Source organism: Streptomyces sennicomposti, assembly GCF_019890635.1.
Taxonomy (GTDB): domain Bacteria; phylum Actinomycetota; class Actinomycetes; order Streptomycetales; family Streptomycetaceae; genus Streptomyces; species Streptomyces sennicomposti.
In genome coordinates this window covers 1-17143 of sequence record NZ_JAIOAB010000068.1, presented here as the reverse complement: position 1 = coordinate 17143, position 17143 = coordinate 1, and the positions used below count along the sequence as shown (strand labels likewise).

21 protein-coding genes are annotated in these 17143 nt (G+C 74.4%); 9 read left to right on the top strand and 12 right to left on the bottom strand.

The features are described from left to right. Positions 1-51 precede the first annotated feature (51 nt). Positions 52-981: a sigma-70 family RNA polymerase sigma factor gene (locus tag K7787_RS27380; protein ID WP_223003292.1), complete on the top strand. Its 930-nt coding sequence runs from the start codon at positions 52-54 to the stop codon at positions 979-981. 631 nt (positions 982-1612) lie between these two features. Here K7787_RS27380 and K7787_RS27375 read toward each other — a convergent pair. Continuing rightward, entirely contained in the window at positions 1613-1813 is a 201-nt protein-coding gene (locus tag K7787_RS27375; protein WP_019983478.1) for a ferredoxin, read from the bottom strand. Between the two features lie 12 nt (positions 1814-1825). Next, entirely contained in the window at positions 1826-3043 is a 1218-nt protein-coding gene (locus tag K7787_RS27370; RefSeq protein ID WP_169438854.1) for a cytochrome P450, read from the bottom strand. Between the two features lie 276 nt (positions 3044-3319). Between K7787_RS27370 and K7787_RS27365 the strand changes: the two genes are divergently transcribed. Together K7787_RS27365 and K7787_RS27360 are read left to right on the top strand one after the other, a co-directional pair. Then, positions 3320-3955, top strand: a complete 636-nt coding sequence (locus K7787_RS27365; RefSeq protein WP_223003291.1) for a LysE family transporter — start codon at positions 3320-3322, stop codon at positions 3953-3955. A gap of 231 nt (positions 3956-4186) precedes the next feature. Continuing rightward, complete coding sequence (locus tag K7787_RS27360) at positions 4187-4636, top strand: nitroreductase family deazaflavin-dependent oxidoreductase (protein WP_009191885.1); 450 nt, start codon at positions 4187-4189, stop codon at positions 4634-4636. Between the two features lie 54 nt (positions 4637-4690). Here the strand turns inward: K7787_RS27360 and K7787_RS27355 are convergent, their stop codons facing one another. Beyond that, positions 4691-5641 carry a cation diffusion facilitator family transporter gene (locus tag K7787_RS27355; protein ID WP_308036483.1) on the bottom strand — a complete coding sequence of 317 codons (951 nt, stop codon included), beginning with the start codon at positions 5639-5641 and terminating at the stop codon, positions 4691-4693. Positions 5642-6076: 435 nt separating this feature from the next. Here K7787_RS27355 and K7787_RS27350 point away from each other — a divergent pair, with 435 nt between their 5' ends. Further along, positions 6077-7096 (top strand): glutathione S-transferase family protein, encoded by a 1020-nt coding sequence (locus K7787_RS27350; RefSeq protein WP_223003290.1) that lies wholly within the window; start codon positions 6077-6079, stop codon positions 7094-7096. 58 nt (positions 7097-7154) lie between these two features. After that, positions 7155-7451 (top strand): DUF4235 domain-containing protein, encoded by a 297-nt coding sequence (locus K7787_RS27345; RefSeq protein WP_019983473.1) that lies wholly within the window; start codon positions 7155-7157, stop codon positions 7449-7451. A gap of 162 nt (positions 7452-7613) precedes the next feature. On the opposite strand, the gene K7787_RS27340 is transcribed toward K7787_RS27345, so the two are convergent. After that, positions 7614-8006 carry a VOC family protein gene (locus K7787_RS27340; RefSeq protein ID WP_223003289.1) on the bottom strand — a complete coding sequence of 131 codons (393 nt, stop codon included), beginning with the start codon at positions 8004-8006 and terminating at the stop codon, positions 7614-7616. A 291-nt stretch (positions 8007-8297) separates the two neighbouring features. On the opposite strand from K7787_RS27340, the gene K7787_RS27335 reads away from it, so the two are divergent. Further along, on the top strand, positions 8298-8678 hold the full coding sequence (locus tag K7787_RS27335; RefSeq protein WP_019983471.1) for an anti-sigma factor antagonist: 381 nt from the start codon (positions 8298-8300) through the stop codon (positions 8676-8678). On the opposite strand, the gene K7787_RS27330 is transcribed toward K7787_RS27335, so the two are convergent. After that, a complete protein-coding gene (locus K7787_RS27330) occupies positions 8654-9685 on the bottom strand; it encodes a ribose-phosphate diphosphokinase (protein WP_223003287.1) in 1032 nt (343 codons plus the stop codon). The genes K7787_RS27335 and K7787_RS27330 overlap by 25 nt on opposite strands. A 202-nt stretch (positions 9686-9887) precedes the next feature. Between K7787_RS27330 and K7787_RS27325 the strand changes: the two genes are divergently transcribed. Next, positions 9888-10550 carry a DUF4230 domain-containing protein gene (locus K7787_RS27325; protein ID WP_169438851.1) on the top strand — a complete coding sequence of 221 codons (663 nt, stop codon included), beginning with the start codon at positions 9888-9890 and terminating at the stop codon, positions 10548-10550. 18 nt (positions 10551-10568) lie between these two features. Here the strand turns inward: K7787_RS27325 and K7787_RS27320 are convergent, their stop codons facing one another. The 6 genes from K7787_RS27320 to K7787_RS27295 are packed head-to-tail and all read right to left on the bottom strand — an operon-like array spanning position 10569 to position 14341. Further along, positions 10569-12350, bottom strand: coding sequence for a complex I subunit 5 family protein (locus K7787_RS27320; protein WP_223003286.1), 1782 nt, complete (start codon positions 12348-12350; stop codon positions 10569-10571). Next, complete coding sequence (locus K7787_RS27315) at positions 12350-12697, bottom strand: sodium:proton antiporter (protein ID WP_027758334.1); 348 nt, start codon at positions 12695-12697, stop codon at positions 12350-12352. The genes K7787_RS27320 and K7787_RS27315 overlap by 1 nt, the downstream gene beginning before the upstream one ends. Before the next feature lie 19 nt (positions 12698-12716). Continuing rightward, positions 12717-13457: an MnhB domain-containing protein gene (locus K7787_RS27310; RefSeq protein ID WP_223003285.1), complete on the bottom strand. Its 741-nt coding sequence runs from the start codon at positions 13455-13457 to the stop codon at positions 12717-12719. Continuing rightward, positions 13454-13717 (bottom strand): hydrogenase subunit MbhD domain-containing protein, encoded by a 264-nt coding sequence (locus K7787_RS27305; RefSeq protein ID WP_164391463.1) that lies wholly within the window; start codon positions 13715-13717, stop codon positions 13454-13456. Before K7787_RS27305 ends, K7787_RS27310 begins: the two co-directional genes overlap by 4 nt. After that, positions 13710-14162, bottom strand: coding sequence for a monovalent cation/H+ antiporter complex subunit F (locus K7787_RS27300; protein ID WP_019983464.1), 453 nt, complete (start codon positions 14160-14162; stop codon positions 13710-13712). The genes K7787_RS27305 and K7787_RS27300 overlap by 8 nt, the downstream gene beginning before the upstream one ends. After that, a complete protein-coding gene (locus K7787_RS27295; RefSeq protein WP_223003284.1) occupies positions 14159-14341 on the bottom strand; it encodes a hypothetical protein in 183 nt (60 codons plus the stop codon). The genes K7787_RS27300 and K7787_RS27295 overlap by 4 nt, the downstream gene beginning before the upstream one ends. A 272-nt stretch (positions 14342-14613) precedes the next feature. On the opposite strand from K7787_RS27295, the gene K7787_RS27290 reads away from it, so the two are divergent. Continuing rightward, entirely contained in the window at positions 14614-15330 is a 717-nt protein-coding gene (locus tag K7787_RS27290; protein ID WP_223003283.1) for a VanZ family protein, read from the top strand. Between the two features lie 141 nt (positions 15331-15471). Continuing rightward, positions 15472-16728 carry a lectin gene (locus tag K7787_RS27285; protein WP_223003282.1) on the top strand — a complete coding sequence of 419 codons (1257 nt, stop codon included), beginning with the start codon at positions 15472-15474 and terminating at the stop codon, positions 16726-16728. Positions 16729-16847: 119 nt separating this feature from the next. On the opposite strand, the gene K7787_RS27280 is transcribed toward K7787_RS27285, so the two are convergent. After that, complete coding sequence (locus K7787_RS27280; protein WP_019983460.1) at positions 16848-17087, bottom strand: hypothetical protein; 240 nt, start codon at positions 17085-17087, stop codon at positions 16848-16850. Positions 17088-17143 lie beyond the last annotated feature (56 nt).

Genomic DNA, 17143 nt, shown 5'->3' with positions numbered 1-17143 from the left:
GGGTCGGATACGTCAGTGGGGTGACGGAGCACGACGCGGAAAGGTGACCCCATGGATTCCCTCGCGGACGACGAGGAGCTGGCCCGGCTGTTCGAGCGGCGGCGCGGGCGGTTGCGCGCGGTGGCGTACCGGATGCTGGGCTCGGCGAGCGAGGCGGACGACGCCGTGCAGGAGACGTGGCTGCGGCTGGCGCGGACCGGCGCGGACGGCGTCGACAACCTGCCGGGCTGGCTGACCACGGTCGTCTCCCGCGTCTGCCTGGACATGCTGCGGGCGCGCACGGCCCGGCGGGAGGACCCGTACGGGCACGACGCGCCCGAGGTGACCGGCGGCGGTCCGGGCGCGCCCGAGGAGGAGGCGGTGCTCGCGGACTCGGTGGGCGTGGCGCTGCTGGCCGTCCTGGACACGCTGAGCCCGCTGGAGCGGGTGGCGTTCGTGCTGCACGACGTGTTCGCGGTGCCCTTCGACCAGGTCGCCGCCGTGCTGGACCGTTCGCAGCCGGCCGCGAAGAAGCTGGCCAGCCGGGCCCGGCACAAGGTGCGGGGCGTCTCGTCGGTGTCCGCGACCGAGCTGGAGGGGCACCGCGCGGTCGTCGAGCGGTTCCTGGCCGCGGCGCGGGGCGGCGACCTGGGCGCGCTGCTGGACGTGCTCGCCCCCGACGTCGTACGCCGGGCCGACCCCGCCGCGCTGCCCGCCGGGGCGGCGCCGGAACTGCGGGGCGCGCGGGCGGTGGCGCGGGGCACGGTCGCCCTGCGCGAGCGCGCCCGGTACGCCGCCGCGGCCCTGGTCGGCGGCCGCGTCGGCGCGGTGGTCGCCCCGCACGGCCGTCTCCTGTTCGCCCTGGACATCACCGTCCGGGACGACCGGATCGCCGCGTACGAGGTGATCGCCGCGCCGGCCGTGCTGCGCCGCCTGCCGCTGTCGGTCCTGGACGTACCGACGCCCGAGCGACAGGACGAGGACGAGGCGGACGAAGCGTAGGCGCGGGGCCGGGCCGGTGAGGGCGAGCGGAGAGGCGGCGCGCGGGCAGGCCCCGGCGGCCGACCGCCTGGCCCGGAGGCCGGCAGACGGCGGACGGCGGACGGCGCGCCGGGCAGGGGCACGCGCCCGGCAGTCCGCACGGGACCGGACGAACGGGCCGGGCGACATGCGTCCGGGCAGGGGTACGCGTCCCGCGCGCCACGCCCCGCACGGGCCCGGACGAACGGATCGGGCGTCACGAGCCCGGACGGGGGCGCGCGCCCCATGCCGGATCGGGCGACACGAGCCCGGGCAGAGGCACGCGCCCCGCAACCCCGCACAGGACCGGACGGACACCGGAGGACGCCAGCCCCCACGTGGGCACGCGCCCCGCACACCGCTCGGCCCCGGACGAACAGCCGAGGACACGACCCCGGTCCGGTCACGCGGCTCGCCGGACACGCGGCCCCGCCCGGCATGCAGCCCCACCGGGCGCGCGGCCCAGCCCGGCACACAGCTCCGCCCGGCACACAGCTCCGCCCGGCACGCGCCCCGGCGGGCACGCGCCCCGGCGGGCACGCGGCTCGCCGGACACGCGGCTCCGCCCAGCAAGCGGCTCCGCGCGCACGCGGCTTCGGCGGGCGCCCGGGCCTCAGTCGGACGGTGCCGTCACCGTGATCGCGCCCACGGGGCACGCCTTCGCCGCGACGCGGGCCATCGGGTCGGCGGCGCCGGTCTCGGGGTCGGTCAGCAGGGTGCTGAAGCCCTCGTCGTCCTGTGTGAACACATGCGGTGCGGCCAGTGCGCACTGGCCGGCGCCGATGCAGACGTCCTTGTCGATGTCGATAGGCATGACGGCAGCCTCTTACCAGGTCACGGGGAGTTCCAGCATCCCCTGGATCGTGTCGCCGGGTTTGAAGGGGATCTCCTGCGGCGGGGCCGCCAGCGCGAGGCCGGGCAGCCGCCGCAGGAGGGCGCCCAGGGCGATCTCCAGCTCGGCGCGGGCGAGGTTCTGGCCCAGGCACTGGTGGATGCCGAAGCCGAAGGAGACGTGGTGGCGGGCCGGGCGGTGGAAGTCCAGCGCGTCGGGCTCGGCGTAGACGTCCTGGTCGCGGTTGATGACGGAGGTGGAGAAGATCACTCCGTCGCCGGCCCGGATCGTCGTGCCGGCCGCCTCGATGTCCTCGGTGGCCATGCGCAGCAGTCCGTCGGCGATGGACAGCAGCCGCATCAGCTCTTCCACCGCGGCCGGCAGCAGCGCCGGGTCCGCCCGCAGCTCGGCCAGCCGTTCGGGGTGCTGGAGGAGGGTGTAGGTGCCCAGCGAGATCATGTTGGCGGTGGTCTCGTGGCCGGCGACGAGCAGGATGATCGCCAGCGCGACCGCCTCGGCACGGTCCACCTCGCCCTCGGCCATCCGCTGCCGGACCAGGTCGTCCAGCACGCCCTCCCCCGGTTCCTTCTGCTTGCGGTCGATGAGGTCGCCCAGGTATCCCTCCAGCCGCTCGCGCGCGTCGAGCGTGTCGGCGACGTCCGGTCCGCGCAGCAGCCGCCGGGACTGCTCCTCGAAGAACTCGTGGTCGGCGTACGGGACGCCGAGCAGTTCGCAGATGACCATGGACGGCACGGGCAGCGCGAAGGCGCCGACCAGTTCGGCGGGCGGCCCCTGCGCGATCATCGCGTCCAGCAGCTCGTCCACGATGCCCTGGATCCGGGGCCTGAGCGCGGCGGCCCGCTTGAGGGTGAAGCTGGGCACCATCATGCGCCGCTGGGTGCGGTGCTCGGGGTCGTCGACGCCGAGGAGCGCGGTCCGGCGGTTGCGCACGGCCGCGAAGCGGGGCGTGGTCGCCGGGAAGCCGTCCCGGGTGCGGTCGCTGGACAGGCGGGGATCGGCCAGCAGGTCGCGGGCGAGGGCGTGCCCGGTGACGAGCCAGACCGGGCGGCCGTCGTAGAGGGTGACGCGGGACAGCGGCCGGTCGGTGCGCAGCGGGTCGTAGCCCGTGGGCGGGTGGTAGGGGCAGGTGCGGTCCTGCGGGAACGCGACGGGCTCGGTGGGTCGGGGCGTGGTGGTGGTCGGGTCCGGCATGGAAGACCTCGCAGACGAAGGGTGCGTCGTGCCGATCTTCATTAGATGCCCCAGGCATCTATAGGGCGACGGGAAGTTCGGCCACATCGGAGATCCGCGGGATCTGGCCGACAAGCCTCTCCTTCGCATCGTAAACCGGTTGCCGCGGCGGGGGCCCGCCCAGCAGGATCCGGCCATGCCCACGATGGACCTCCTGCCGCCGCCCGTGTCCGCCGCCCGTCCGGCCGGCCGGCGACAGCAGCCCCGTTTCCCCCCAAGGCCCGGTCCGCCGCGCTCGTGACGGCCGCGCTGGTCGCGGGGCTGCTCGCCGGGTACGGCGTTGCCGTGCCGGTGGGCGCCGTCGGGGCGCATCTGGTCTCCCTGACCGCGCGGACGTCCCTGCGCACCGGGGTGTGCGCGGCGCTCGGCGTCGCCACCGCCGACGGGCTCTACGCCCTGCCGGCCGTGCTCGGCGGCGCCGCCCTGGCCGGTGCGCTGCGGCCGGTGCTCGGGCCGCTGCGCTGGGCCTCGGTCCTGGTGCTCACCGCGCTGGCGGTGCGGGGCGCGCTGGGCGCCGTACGGCGGCACCGGGCGCGCCCGCTCGCCGTGCGCGCCGAGCCGCCCCCGCCCGGCGCCGGGCGGGCGTACCTCGGGCTGCTCGGAATCACCCTCCTGAATCCGGCCACGGCCGTCTACTTCGCGGCGCTGGTCCTCGGCGGCGCGCCGGCCGGTGACGCGGCGGCCCCGCTGGAGCAGGGCGTGTTCGTGCTGGCGGCGTTCGGCGCGTCGGCGAGCTGGCAGGTGCTGCTGGCCGCGGGCGGCGCGCTGCTGGGACGGGCCCTGACCGGCCCCCGGGGACGGCTGGCGACGGCCCTGGTGTCCAGCGGCGTGATCATGCTGCTGGCGGTACGGATGGCGCTGTCGCCGGGGTGAGATGAGGGGCCTGGGCGGGACCGGCGCGAGGCGGCCCCGCTTCGACGGTGGTCCGAGGCGGCCTCGCTTCGACGGTGGTCCCTCGCGCGCCGCTCTGGCGGGATACGGCCGTCCGGTGGCCGGTTCGGCCTTCCGGAACCGGCCGGGTGGTAGGGATGGACGCGTGCCGATGCCGCCGCGGGACGTGCGGCGCGCGAGCGGGCACCTGGATGCGAGGAGAGGACGGACGCCATGCCTCTTGAGGGCGAGTACGAGCCCAGCCCCACCGAGTGGGTGCGGGAGCAGGTGGAGTTGTACGAGAGCTCCGGCGGCACCGAAGGCACCACGCTCAGGGACACCGGCCTTCCGGTGATCCTGCTGACCACGCGGGGCGCGCGCAGCGGCAAACTCCGCAAGACCCCGCTGATGCGGGTGGAGCACGACGGACGCTACGCGGTGGTGGCCTCGCAGGGCGGCGCGCCCCAGCACCCGTTCTGGTACTTCAACCTCAAGGCCGACCCGAGGGTGGAGTTGCAGGACGGGCCCGTCAAGCGGGACATGACGGCCCGTGAGGTCACCGGGGCGGAGAAGGCGGAGTGGTGGCGGCGGGCGGTCGACGCGTTCCCGCCGTACGCCGAGTACCAGGAAAAGACCTCGCGGGAGATCCCGGTGTTCGTGCTGGAGGCGGCCGACGGGCACTGAGGAGAAACCCGGGCGCGCCGCGCATGGAGCGGGGCCGGTCCGGGCACCCGTTCCTCAGGCCCCGCCGCGTTCCCCCGTCGCGGCGGGGCTTTCCCGTGCCTCCTCGGCGGGGCGGTCGGTGACGTCCAGGAAGATCTGGTCCGCGTCGGGGACGGTGCGGGCGATGGAGCGCTTGATGCGCACGGCGACCTCCTCGACGCGCTCGCTGTCCAGGCCGGGGGCCAGGTCGATCCGCGCGGCCACCAGCATGGAGTCGAGCCCCATCTTCATGGTGAACAGCGCCTCCACGCTGTCGATCTCGGGCTGCGCCCGCAGCAGCGCGCCGATCCGGCCGCTCAGCTCCGGGTCCGCGGCCTCGCCGATCAGCTGGTCGCGGGCGTCGCAGCCGAGCCGGTAGGCGACGTAGACGAGGAGCGCGCCGATGGCGAGCGAGGCGGAGGCCTCCCACACGACCTGCCCGGTGGCCCAGTGCAGCGCCATGCCGATCATGGCGAGGGTGACGCCGAGCACCGCGGTGCCGTCCTCGGCGACGACCGTGCGCAGCGCCGGGTCGCGCAGTCCGCTGCCGCCGCCCTGCTTGCGCACCTGGTGCAGCGCCCGCAGCAGGGAGACGCCCTCGGCGAGGAAGGCGACGCCGAGGACGATCAGGCCCACCGTGTAGCCGAGGAAGTCCTCGTGGGCGCCGTTGCGCAGGGCCTCGACGCCCTGGAAGAAGGAGAAGCAGCCGCCCATGACGAAGATGCCGACGGCGGCCAGCAGCGACCAGAAGAAGCGCTCCTTGCCGTAGCCGAAGGGGTGCCGGCGGTCGGCGGGGCGGCGGCTGCGGCGCAGCGCGGCCAGCAGGAAGATCTCGTTGAAGCTGTCGGCGACGGAGTGCGCGGCCTCCGACAGCAGGGCCGGGGAGTGCGCGACGATCCCGCCGACGGCCTTGGCGACGGCGATGACCAGGTTCGCCAGGAGCGCCACCAGCACGGTGACGCGGGTCTTGCGGTCGGCGGCGGCCACGGTGCCCGCACCCGCGCCCGTGTCCTGCCCGGTGCTCCGTTCCGTGCCCGGCCGCGGGTCGTGCGCCGAATCCCCGCCGCTGCCCGGTCCCGGCTCGTGCGCCGAATCCCCGCCGCTGCTCGGTCCCGGCTCGTCCGCCGAGTCCCGGCCGCCGCTCGGTCCGGGATCGTGCGCCGTGTCCCCTCCGGTACTCGGTTGCGGGTCCTGCCGTGTGCCCCGGCCGGTGCCGGGCTCCGGGTCGTGTCCCGTGCCGCGTTCCGTGGTGCTCTCCCTCCCCTGCCGGTCCGTGCGGTGCGTCGAGTGGTCCGTCTCGTGCTCGCTGGGTGTCCCGCTCACGTTTCGCCGACTGCCCCCGCTCCGTGCCGCTCACACCGTGCCGTCGGCCGATTTCGGGGAACGCGTCCACAGGACAGCGCTACGGCAGGGAGGACGGGCATGGGTGACGCGGGCGACGGCAACAGCGCCTACGGCCACAAGGCCTTCAAGCGGTCCAAGAGCCACTTCGCGGACCGGATCACCGCCGACGGCCGGGACGGCTGGCCGGTCGATGCGGGGCGGTACCGGCTGGTGGTGAGCCGGGCCTGCCCGTGGGCGAGCCGGGCGCTCGTCTCGCGGCGGCTGCTCGGCCTGGAGGACGCCGTGTCGCTGGCCGTCGCCGACCCGATCCAGGACGACCGCAGCTGGCGTTTCACGCTCGATCCGGACGGCCGGGACCCGGTGCTCGGCATCCGGTACCTGAGCGAGGCCTACGACCGGCGGGAGGCCGACTACCCCGGCGGGGTGAGCGTGCCCGCGATCGTGGACGTGCCGAGCGGGGCGCTGGTCACCAACGACTACCAGCGGATCACCCTGGACTTCGCCACCGAGTGGAGCGCGCTGCACCGGCCGGGGGCGCCGGACCTGTATCCGCGGGCGCGGCGCGACGAGATCGACGCGGTGACGGCCGAGGTGTACGAGGACGTCAACAACGGCGTGTACCGGGCGGGTTTCGCCGCCGGCCAGGAAGAGTACGAGGCGGCCTGCGCGGGGGTGTTCCGGCGGCTGGAGGCGCTGGCGGAGCGGCTGGCCCGGCAGCGCTACCTCGTCGGCGACACGATCACCGAGGCGGACATCCGGCTGTTCACCACACTCGTCCGTTTCGACGCCGTGTATCACGGACACTTCAAGTGCAACCGCTGGAAGCTGGCGGAGAATCCGGTGCTGTGGGCGTACGTCCGCGATCTGTACCAGACGCCCGGATTCGGCGACACGGTCGACTTCGACCACATCAAGCGGCACTACTACCAGGTGCACACGGGCATCAACCCGACCCGCATCGTGCCCCTCGGGCCCGACCTCGGCGGATGGCTGACGCCGCATCACCGCGAGGAGCTCGGCGGCCGTCCCTTCGGCGAGGGGACGCCGCCCGGCCCGGTGCCGCACGGTGAGGAGGTCCCGGCGTCGGGCAGGCCCTGACCTCCCGGCGCCCGCGCGTCCCTTCGCCCGACCGACACACCCGAACAAGGAGACACAGGTGGCCAAGAAGAAGAAGTTCCCGCTCGCCTACCAGCCGGTCGGCTTCGTGCTGGGCTGGGCCGGCGGCGCGGTCGCCGGGAAGGCGTTCCGCGCCGTGTGGAAGGCGGTACGGCACGAGGACGACGCCCCCGACGCGCTGGACGCGGACCGCCGCTGGGGCGAGATCCTGCTGGCCGCGGCGGTCCAGGGCGCCATCTTCGCGGTGGTGCGCAGCGCGGTGGACCGCGCGGGCGCGAAGGCCATCGAGCGGACGACGGGCGTGTGGCCCACGAAGGACGACAACGGCCGCGACTGAGCCCTCCGGGCCCTTACGGTCACGCGGGGTCCGCCGGACGGCGTCTTGAGGGACGCGCCCGGCGGACCCCGCGGCCGTGCGGCGGGGCGCGCCCGGCCCGCGGGCCGTCGGAACGGCCGGACCGCGCCCCCTCGTACCGCCCCCGAGCCCCTCGGCGGCCGGTCAGCCCTGTTTCGGAGCCGTCTGGCGGGTGTTGCGCAGGGTGAAGGTGTGGCCGGACGGGTCCGAGTAGCCGCGTTCCTCGTAGGGGCCGGGTCCGTCCTTGGCCTCCAGGGGACGGCCGCCGAGTTCCACCACCCGGCGCTCCGCCGCGTCCAGGTCCTCCACCAGGAAGTCCAGGTGGGCCTGGAGGGAGTTCTCGGGGCGGGGCCAGCTCGGCGGGGTGGCGTTGGCGTCGCGGCGGAAGGCGAGGCGCAGTCCGTCGGCGGCCCTGATCTCCACCAGGTTGGCGCTCGTGTCCGTCTCCTCGGCCTCGAGCAGCCCCTTGTAGAACACGGCGAGTTTCTCCGGCTCGGCGCAGTCGAGGACGACGACGCCCGCGGTGACCAATGGCATGTCTTCTCCGGAAGGGTCCGGCGGCGGTACCCGGTTGTCCTGCCGCCCTCCCTTCCGGATGTCCCCGCCCCGCGGATTCAGTCGGCGGGGCCGTCCCCGGTCCCGCGCCGGGGGGCTGAACTCGGCCAAAGACGCGCACGGCCCGGCGCGACTCGGTCGCAATCCGATGACATATGTCAACCGAACATGCTGGAATTCACTCGATCGAGGGTAACTTGCGGGGCGGGGACGGCAGTTGTGCCGTGTGGCCGCCCGTCCCGCCGCCGTACGGAGCGTTGGAGGCGAAGTGTCGTGGCGAACGTTCCCGAGCCGCTCGACCGGCAGCTGAGCGTCCGCCGGGTGCACGGGCACATCGTGCTGGAGTTCCGGGGCGAGATCGACATCGCCGCGGCCGAACGGATCACGCCATTCCTGGACCGGGTGACCGGCCGCCGCGAGGCCCGGGTGGTGATCGACCTGAGCGGGGTGGACTTCTTCGACTGCTCCGGGCTGCGCCTGCTCTACCGCGCCCGCGCCCGGCTCCTGGACCGCGAGGGCGAGCTGCGCCTGGTGTGCACGCACCCGCTGACGCTGCGCGTCCTCAAGGTCACCGGCCTGGCCCGGCTGCTGCCTCCGCGGCCGACCCTGGAGGCGGCCCTGGAACGGCCTCAGGCGCGCTCCGGCTGCCGCTGACCCTGCTCGGCCGGCCGCTCGTCGCGCGGCGCGTCGAACAGCGCGCTGACCGACTCCCCGTTGTGGATGCGCCGTACGGCCTCGGCGAGCGCGGGCGCGATGGACAGCACCCGCAGCTTGCCCCGCCCCGGCCCCGCCTCCCCCGCGCCCGCGTCCTGCCCCGTCCCGTCGGCGCCCGGCACCGGCACGGTGTTGGTGCACACCACCTCCAGCACGTCCGGCTGCGCGGTGAGCCGCTCCAGCGCGCCCGCCGCGAACAGCCCGTGGGTGCAGGCGACGCGGATGGAGCGGGGCCCCGACTCGCGCAGCCGGTCCAGCAGTTCCAGGACCGTGCTGCCCTTGGCGATCTCGTCGTCCAGCACGATCACGTCCCGCCCGGCGACCTCCCCGATGACCGAGCTGATGCTCACCCGGTCGTCGGCGTAGCGCTGCTTGGCCCCGGCGGCCACCTGGGCGCCGATCAGCCGGGCGAACGCGGCGGCCTCCTTGGCGTTGCCGAGGTCCGGCGAGACGACGGTGGTCCGGGACAGGTCGTGGCGGCCGAAGTGCGCGGCCAGTTCCCGCAGCGCGTGCAGATGGTCGACGGGCACCGAGAAGAAGCCGTGCACCTGCGGGGAGTGCAGCGTCATCGCCAGCACCCGGCTCGCGCCCGCCGCGACCAGCAGGTCGGCCACCAGCCGGCCGCCCAGCGAGATGCGCGGGGCGTCCTTCTTGTCGGAGCGGGCGTAGGAGTAGTGCGGCATCACGACGGTGATCCGCCCGGCGGAGGCGCCACGCGCCGCGTCGCACATCATCAGCAGCTCCACCAGGTGCTCCTGCACCGGCTTGACCAGCGGCTGGATCAGGAACACGTCCCGTTCGCGGCAGTTGGCCCGCAGCTGCACCTCCAGGCAGTCGTTGGCGAACCGGCTGACCCGGGTCGGGCTGAGCGGCACCCCCAGATGGGCGCAGACCTCGGCCGCGAGCCGGGGATGGGCACTGCCGCTGAACACCGCGATGTCTCGCACGATCCGCTCCTCGCATGATCATTCGGACGGCCCCGGCCCATGCTACTGACCGCGCTCCGGCCGCGACCCGGTACGCGCGGCCCGGCCCCGGGCCGCGCCCCGCGCCCCGGGTGCCCCCGCCGGACGGTTCGAGGCCCCGAACCGTGCGGTCTGGTACGGCATTTGGCGGGCATCCGCAGGAAGGAGGAAGGAGGGCCCTCGCATGACGACGTCCATCGAACGACCGCGTCGGCGCGTCCCCGGCTGGGCGAAGGCGCTGGGCGCGCTGGTGCTGGTGCTCGCCGTGCTGTTCGCCGGGATCCGGCTGGCCGTGCTGCCCGGCATCAAGGACCTGTTCGGCACCGAGACGCACGACCGTTCGGGCCCCGCGCTGCTGAGGTCGGTACGGGACATGAGCCGCTACGACGCCGCCTCCGGCAACTTCCAGGTCGTCGTGGACCTGGAGAAGGACGCCAAGTACCTGCCGGACGCGATCCGCGGCACCCGCACCCTGTACGTCGGCGCGGGCACCGTGGACGCCTATGTGGATCTCGGCTCCCTCGGCGACAAGGACGTGACGGTGGACGAGGACCGCACCTCGGCCACGCTCCGGCTGCCGCACGCGCGGCTCGGCACGCCCGCCCTGGACGCGGACCACTCCTACGCCGTCTCCAAGCAGCGCGGGCTGCTGGACCGGCTCGGCGACCTGTTCTCGGGCAATCCCAACAGCGAGCAGGCCGTGCAGCGGCTCGCGGTCAAGCACATCGGGGAGGCGGCCCGGGACAGCGGGCTGACCGCGCGGGCCGAGTCCAACACCACGGACATGCTCCAGGGCCTGCTGAAGTCCCTCGGCTTCACCGAGGTGCACATCACCTACGGCGCCTGACCGGCGCACGGGACCCGGTCAGCCGAGGACGCCCGGCAGGGCCAGCGCGCCGAGCAGCGTGACGCCGACCAGCAGCCAGGCCACGTAGTCGCCGACGTGCCCCGACTGCAGGCGCCTGAGCGGCAGGGCCCAGCCGGGCGCGGCGAGCAGCCGCGGCCGGGTGACGGCGACGCCCGCGATGCCCACCGCCAGCGCGGTGGACAGCAGGTCCAGCAGCACCCCGTGCGCGGTCCAGTGCACGGCGGAGAACACGCCCCAGGCGCCGGCCTCGTCGACGCGCTCGCCCACCGCGTGGGCGAAGCCGGGCACCGCGCCGACGGCGAGCGCCGCGGTCAGCAGCACCGCCGGGACCGTGCGCATGGTGGCCGGGACGTGGTCGAGGCGCTGGCGCGTCTCGGGTTCCTCGTCGGAGCCGGAGGTCTTGTCCTCGTCGCGCTCCTCGTCGTCCCGTTCCTCGGGCCGGGGGCCGAGCCCCAGGAAGACGCGGGCGGCGACCCGCAGCACCGCCGCCCCGGTGAGGGCGGAGGCGGCGACGTAGAGGACGGTGAGCGGGCCGCCCACGGCCTCCTCGCTGACGGCCTTGCCGAGGCCGGTCCCGAAGGGCGGCAGTCCGGCCAGGGCGAGGGCGCCGACGGCGAACATGATGCCGACGCCGCGCAGTTTCCGGGCCCGGCCGTGCAGATAGAACTCGTCGACGCTGCCGTAGCGGTCGAGCAGCATGCCGGCGCAGGCGAACAGGGCGGCCTTCACGCCGGCGTGGGCGAGGACGTACAGGGCGGTGCCCTCGTCGGCCTGCGCCTTGAGGACGCCGACGCCGACGAGGAACAGCCCGGTGTGGGCGATGGTGGAGAAGGCGAGCAGGCGTTTGATGTGCCGCTGGTACCAGCACATGACCGAGCCGACGGCGGCGGTGAGCACGCCGAGCACCACCAGGGCCCGGGTGGCGTCGGCCGCGGGGACGCCGCCGGGGCCGGAGAAGACCAGCCCGTACACGCGCCAGACGCCGTAGACGCCGAGTTCGACCATGACGCCGGACAGCAGCATGCACACCGGGGTGGGGGCGACGGCGTGCGCGTCGGGCAGCCAGAACTGGAAGGGCACGGCGGCGGCCTTGACCAGCAGGCCGGTCAGGAACAGCACGAACCCGGCCAGGACGAGCGCGTCGGGGCCGTGTCCGGCGGCGGCCTGGTCCAGTCCCTGGCCGATCTTCGCCATGGCGAGTTCGCCGGTGCGGGCGTACAGCAGGGCGATGCCCATGAGCATGAAGTAGGCGCCCAGCGAGTTGACCAGGGCGAAGCCGAGGGCGCCCTGCACGGCCTTGGCCTCATCGATGCGGTAGCCGGTCAGGGCGTAGGCGACGACGCTCATCAGCTCGAAGAAGACGAACGCGTTGAACAGGTCCCCGGCGAGCGCGAAGCCGCACATGCCGCCCTGGAAGAGCAGCATCAGCGCCGGGAAGGAACCGGCGTGGCCGCTCGGCGGCTCGTCGAAGTAGTGCCAGGAGTACGCCAGCGCGGCCAGCGTCAGCAGCGAGACGAGCGCGGCCATGCCGAGGCTCGCGCCGTCCCCGATCATGACGATGCCGACGCTCTCGCCGCCCTTCGGGAACCAGCCGCCGACCCATTCGGCCGACGGCGGCGTGGAGTGGAACAGCAGCAGCGCGGCGAGGGCGGCCGTGGTCGCGGCGACCAGGCAGGCGAACGTCTCCGCGAGCGGCCGGGGCAGCCACCGGCCGCCGGCGACGAGCAGCGCGGCGCCCAGCAGCGGCACGGCGGGCAGCAGCGGCAGCAGACGGTGCATCAGCCGCGCAGCTCCCTCAGCTCGTCGGGGTCGACGGTGCCGTGCCGTTTGGAGATCTGCACGGTCAGCGCGAGCAGCAGCGCGGTCACGGTCGCGCCGACGACGACGTCGGTGAGGGTGAGCGCCTGGACGACGGGGTCCACCACGGGCCGCGAGCCGGGCGCGATGTCGGAGAAGACGGGCGCGGTGGCGCCGTCGCGGTAGCCGACGGCCAGCAGCAGCACATAGGTCGCCGACTGGCACACCGCGAGGCAGCCCACGGCGTGGATCAGGTTGCGGCTGGTGGCCAGCCCGTAGCAGCCGATCAGGAACACATAGGCGGCCACCAGGTACGGAAGGACGTGCATGACGGCGCTCACGGCGTTCTCACTCCCCGCTCTCCTCCTCGATCTCGACGGCCTGGTCCAGGAAGCGGGCGAGCAGCACGACGACGGCGCAGGCGACCTCCATGCCGATGGCCGCGTTCAGCAGCGGGACGACGCCGCCGGAGGACAGCGTGTTGAACGTGCCGAGCGGCAGCAGGGTGTTGGCGAGGAACGCGGCGCCGGCCAGCACCCCGGCGAAGCCGAGGACGAGGTAGGCGGAGGCGGACAGGGCGTCCGTGATCTCGTACGCCTCGACCGGGCGGACGCGTTCCAGGGCGGCGTAGTCGGCGCCCAGGTACATCAGGTGCAGGGAGGTCGCGGCGACGACGCCGCCCTGGAAGCCGCCGCCGGGGCTGAGCTGGCCGTGGGCGATCACGTACAGGCCGGTGACCAGGGCGACGGGCAGGGTGAGCAGCGCGTAGCGGCGCACCGGGGCGGCGACCTCGGCGGGGCGGGGCGGGTCGCGGTGCTCGTCGCGGGCCTGGCGCAGCAGGACGACGCAGCCGAGGACGGCCGCGAACAGGATCGACATCTCGCCCATCGTGTCGAAGGCGCGCTGGTCGAAGTTGACGGAGGCGATGGTGTTGGCGGTGCGCCGGGCGAGGGCGGCGGCCACCGCGCGGTCGCCGTAGGGGTGGCGGGCGCCGCCGAAGGCGGGCAGCCGCAGACAGGCGGCGGCGAGCAGGGCGGCCAGGCCCGCGCCGCCGAGGAGCACCAGCCACAGGCGGGCACGCCGGGTCACTGCCGGCCGTCCTTCGGTGCGGCGGAGCGCCGGCGGACCTTGCGCACCGTCAGCATGATGAGCAGCGGGGTCAGCGCGGAGCCGACGGCGAGCTGGGAGAGGCCGACGTCCGGGGCCTGCAGGACGGTGAAGAGGACGGCGAGGACGGTGCCGAGGACGGCGAGGACCAGGGCCTGGCGGGCGGGGTCGCGGTTGACGACGGCGGCGGTCGCGCAGCCGGCGACGGCCAGCAGGGTCAGGACGATCACCGCGTCAGCCACGGTCCACCTCCGCGAAGCCGCCGGACAGCGCCCGGGAGGCGATGAGGTTCCCGCCGACCAGCAGCGCCCCGACGATCAGGAGCTTCACCATGGCCCGGCCGGGTCCGGCGACCGCGCACAGCACCGCCACGACGACCGTGCCGAGCGCCGCGGCGGCCCAGGTCGGTCCCCAGGCCCGGGGCGGGTCGCCGGCGAGTTCGTCGGCGAGCAGCCGGGCGAAGACGAGGGTGCCGACCGGGCCGAGCAGGGCCAGCAGCAGCGCGAGGTCGACGTAGGAGGTGCGGTCGTAGCCCTGCGCGAGCAGCAGGAGGCCGGGGCAGAGCAGGGCGGTGGAGAGGTTCTGCGCGGTGACGCGCCGCCCCAGCGGTCCGGTGGACACGCCCCACAGGCTGGCGCCGAGGCCCACGGCCAGGACCGCCGTCGCGGCGAGGAGCCAGCCGTTCACCGGCGGACCACCGCCCGCCGGCCGATCCGGGCGACGATCGCGCCCACGCCCGCGGCGCCTGCGCCGACCGCCCATTCCAGGGTGTAGACGGTGCTGATCAGCATCAGCCAGAGCACGACGAGGGCGGCCCACCAGAGCACCACCTCGCCCAGGGCGAGGAGTGCGGAACGCGCCTTCACCCGCCACCTCCACCGCTCGGTCGTCGCCCTCGTCGCTGTGCGCCGCAGTGCCGTACGGCGTCTGTCGGCATCCAAACACCGGGCCGGCCGCGAGGCGGGCGGCGGCGCGCGGGTCTGGAGCCCGGTTGCCCCGACAGCAGCAACGGAAACCGGCGCGGGACCCGCGCGGGGCGGGGCCGGGGCGGGCGAGGACGCGGCGGGGCGGCGGTATTCCGTGGCGCATCGCGGGTAACCGGCCCGACAGGAAGGGAAGTTGACGACTGGAGGACCTCATGGACCGCTGGGCGCTCCGCCCGCGCGACCGCACGCGCCCGCACACCGCCACCGCCACCGCTTCCGGGTCCGGGCCCGGGTCCTCCTCGGCCTCCGGCGCCGCTCCGGCCGCCGGGTCCGGCGGTTCGCTGCGCGGGTTCCGCTTCTCACGCGGGAGCGGTCCCGGGCGCGGCACGCGTGCGGGGCGGGAGCGGAAGGACGCGCCCGCCGCCGGGACCCGGCGGGCGGCCCCGGCGCAGGGCGTCGAGCGGCGGCCCGCGCCCTGGCCGCTGCGGCTGCTGGCGATGGTGTGCGCCTTCGTCTTCATGGTGGCGTTCGCCGTCGTCCTGGCCCGGCTGACGCTGGAGCCCTCCCCCGCCTCCGCGTCGCTGACGCACACCAATCTGCATCCGGGCAGCTCCCTGCGGGCCTATCTGGACGCGCCGGGGCTGCGCGAGGCGGTCAAGCAGATCGGCGGCAACGTACTGCTCGGGGTGCCGTTCGGGGTGCTGGTGCCGGTGGTGGCGCCGCGGGCGCGCGGGCTGTTCAGGGTGCTGCTGCTGACCGCGGTCGTGATGCTGCTGGTGGAGTTCGCGCAGGGCGCGATGATCACCGGGCGGGCCTTCGACGTCGACGACGTCATCCTCAACACGGCCGGGGCGCTGCTGGGTTACCTGCTCGTGGGCCGCCGGATGGGACGGGCCGTACACGCCCGCAAGCGGCGCGTGAAGGTGTGAACGAACCGTCAGGACTGGTCCGGACCAAGGTATTGACGGCCCCTTACCTCACTCCTTAAATCAAGAGGCGACACTCTTCCCCCATCCCCCACGACTGTCGGCGCGCCCCCTCGCACGGGCCGCCGTACGGAAGGGAGAGCCGTGGCACGTCCACGTGTGCTCCGCAGATGTCTCCTCGCCGCCCTGTCGGCCGCCGCGCTCGTCGGCTCCGCCGCCGTCGGCACCGCGCAGGCGGACGCCTCCGCCGCCGCGGCCCCCGCCGTCGCGGCGGTGTCGACGTTCTCCGACACCTTCGACGGCCCGGCGGGCGCGGCCGTCGACTCCGGCAAGTGGCAGCTGGAGACCGGCGACAACGTCAACAACCACGAACGGCAGTACTACACCTCGGGCACCAAGAACGCCGCCCTGGACGGCCAGGGCCATCTGGTCATCACCGCCAAGCGCGAGAACCCCGCCAACTACCAGTGCTGGTACGGAACGTGCCAGTACACCTCGGCCCGGCTCAACACCTCGGGGAAGTTCTCCGCGCAGTACGGGCACGTCGAGGCGCGGATGAAGATCCCGCGCGGGCAGGGCATGTGGCCGGCGTTCTGGATGCTCGGCACCGACATCGGGCAGGTCGGCTGGCCCAACTCCGGTGAGATCGACGTGATGGAGAACGTCGGCTTCGAGCCCTCCACGGTCCACGGCACCATCCACGGCCCCGGCTACTCCGGCTCGGCCGGCATCGGCGCGCCGTACTCGCTGCCGAACGGCCAGGCGTTCGCCGACGCCTTCCACACCTACGCCGTCGACTGGGCGCCCGACTCGATCACCTGGTCGGTGGACGGCAACGTCTACCAGCGCCGCACGCCCGCCGACCTCGGCGGCAAGACGTGGGTGTTCAACAAGCCGTTCTTCCTGATCCTGAACCTCGCCGTGGGCGGCTACTGGCCGGGCGACCCGGACGGCTCGACCAGCTTCCCGCAGCAGCTGGTGGTGGACTCGGTCTCGGTCACCACGAGCGACACGCCGAGCGGCGGCAAGGCCATCAGGGGGCTGGCCGGCAAGTGCGTGGACGTGGCCGCCGCCGGCACCGCCAACGGCACCGCGGTCCAGCTCTACGACTGCAACGGCACCGCCGCGCAGCAGTGGACGGTCGGCTCGGACGGCACGCTGCGCGCGCTCGGCAAGTGCCTCGACGTCAAGGACAACGGCACCGCGGACGGCTCCCAGGTCCAGCTGTGGGACTGCACCGGCGGACCGAACCAGAAGTGGGCGATCTCCTCGGCCGACGACATCGTCAACCCGCAGGCGAACAAGTGCCTGGACGTGCCGAGCGCCAACTCCGCCAACGGCACCCGGCTGCAGATCTGGACCTGCAACGGCACGGCCGCCCAGAAGTGGACGGTGGGCTGACGCCCGGCGGTGAACCGCGAGCCGGGCACGCCCGGAGGCGAACCGTGAGCCGGGCCGGGCGGCGCGCGCCGTCCGGTGCTCCGGGCCGGCCCCGGCGCGCCCGGCCCGGACGTGGCCGGTCAGTAGCGCGGGCTCCAGGTGAACTTGTCGCCGCCGACCCAGCGGACCACGTCCGGGTCGTCCAGGTCGTGGACGCTGATGCCGAACGCGGCGGCGGCCTGGAGGACGTCGGTGACGGTCCTGGCCTCGCCGACGACCTCGCCGTCGATCTCCACGATGCGGAACGGCGGGGTGCCCGGCTGCACCCCGAGCACCATGATCCGCGGCTGCGAAATGTACGGGCTCGCGCTCTCGGTCATGTCATCCAGCCTAGGCCGTGTCGTCACATTCCCGCCTGCTCCGCGACGCCATGCAC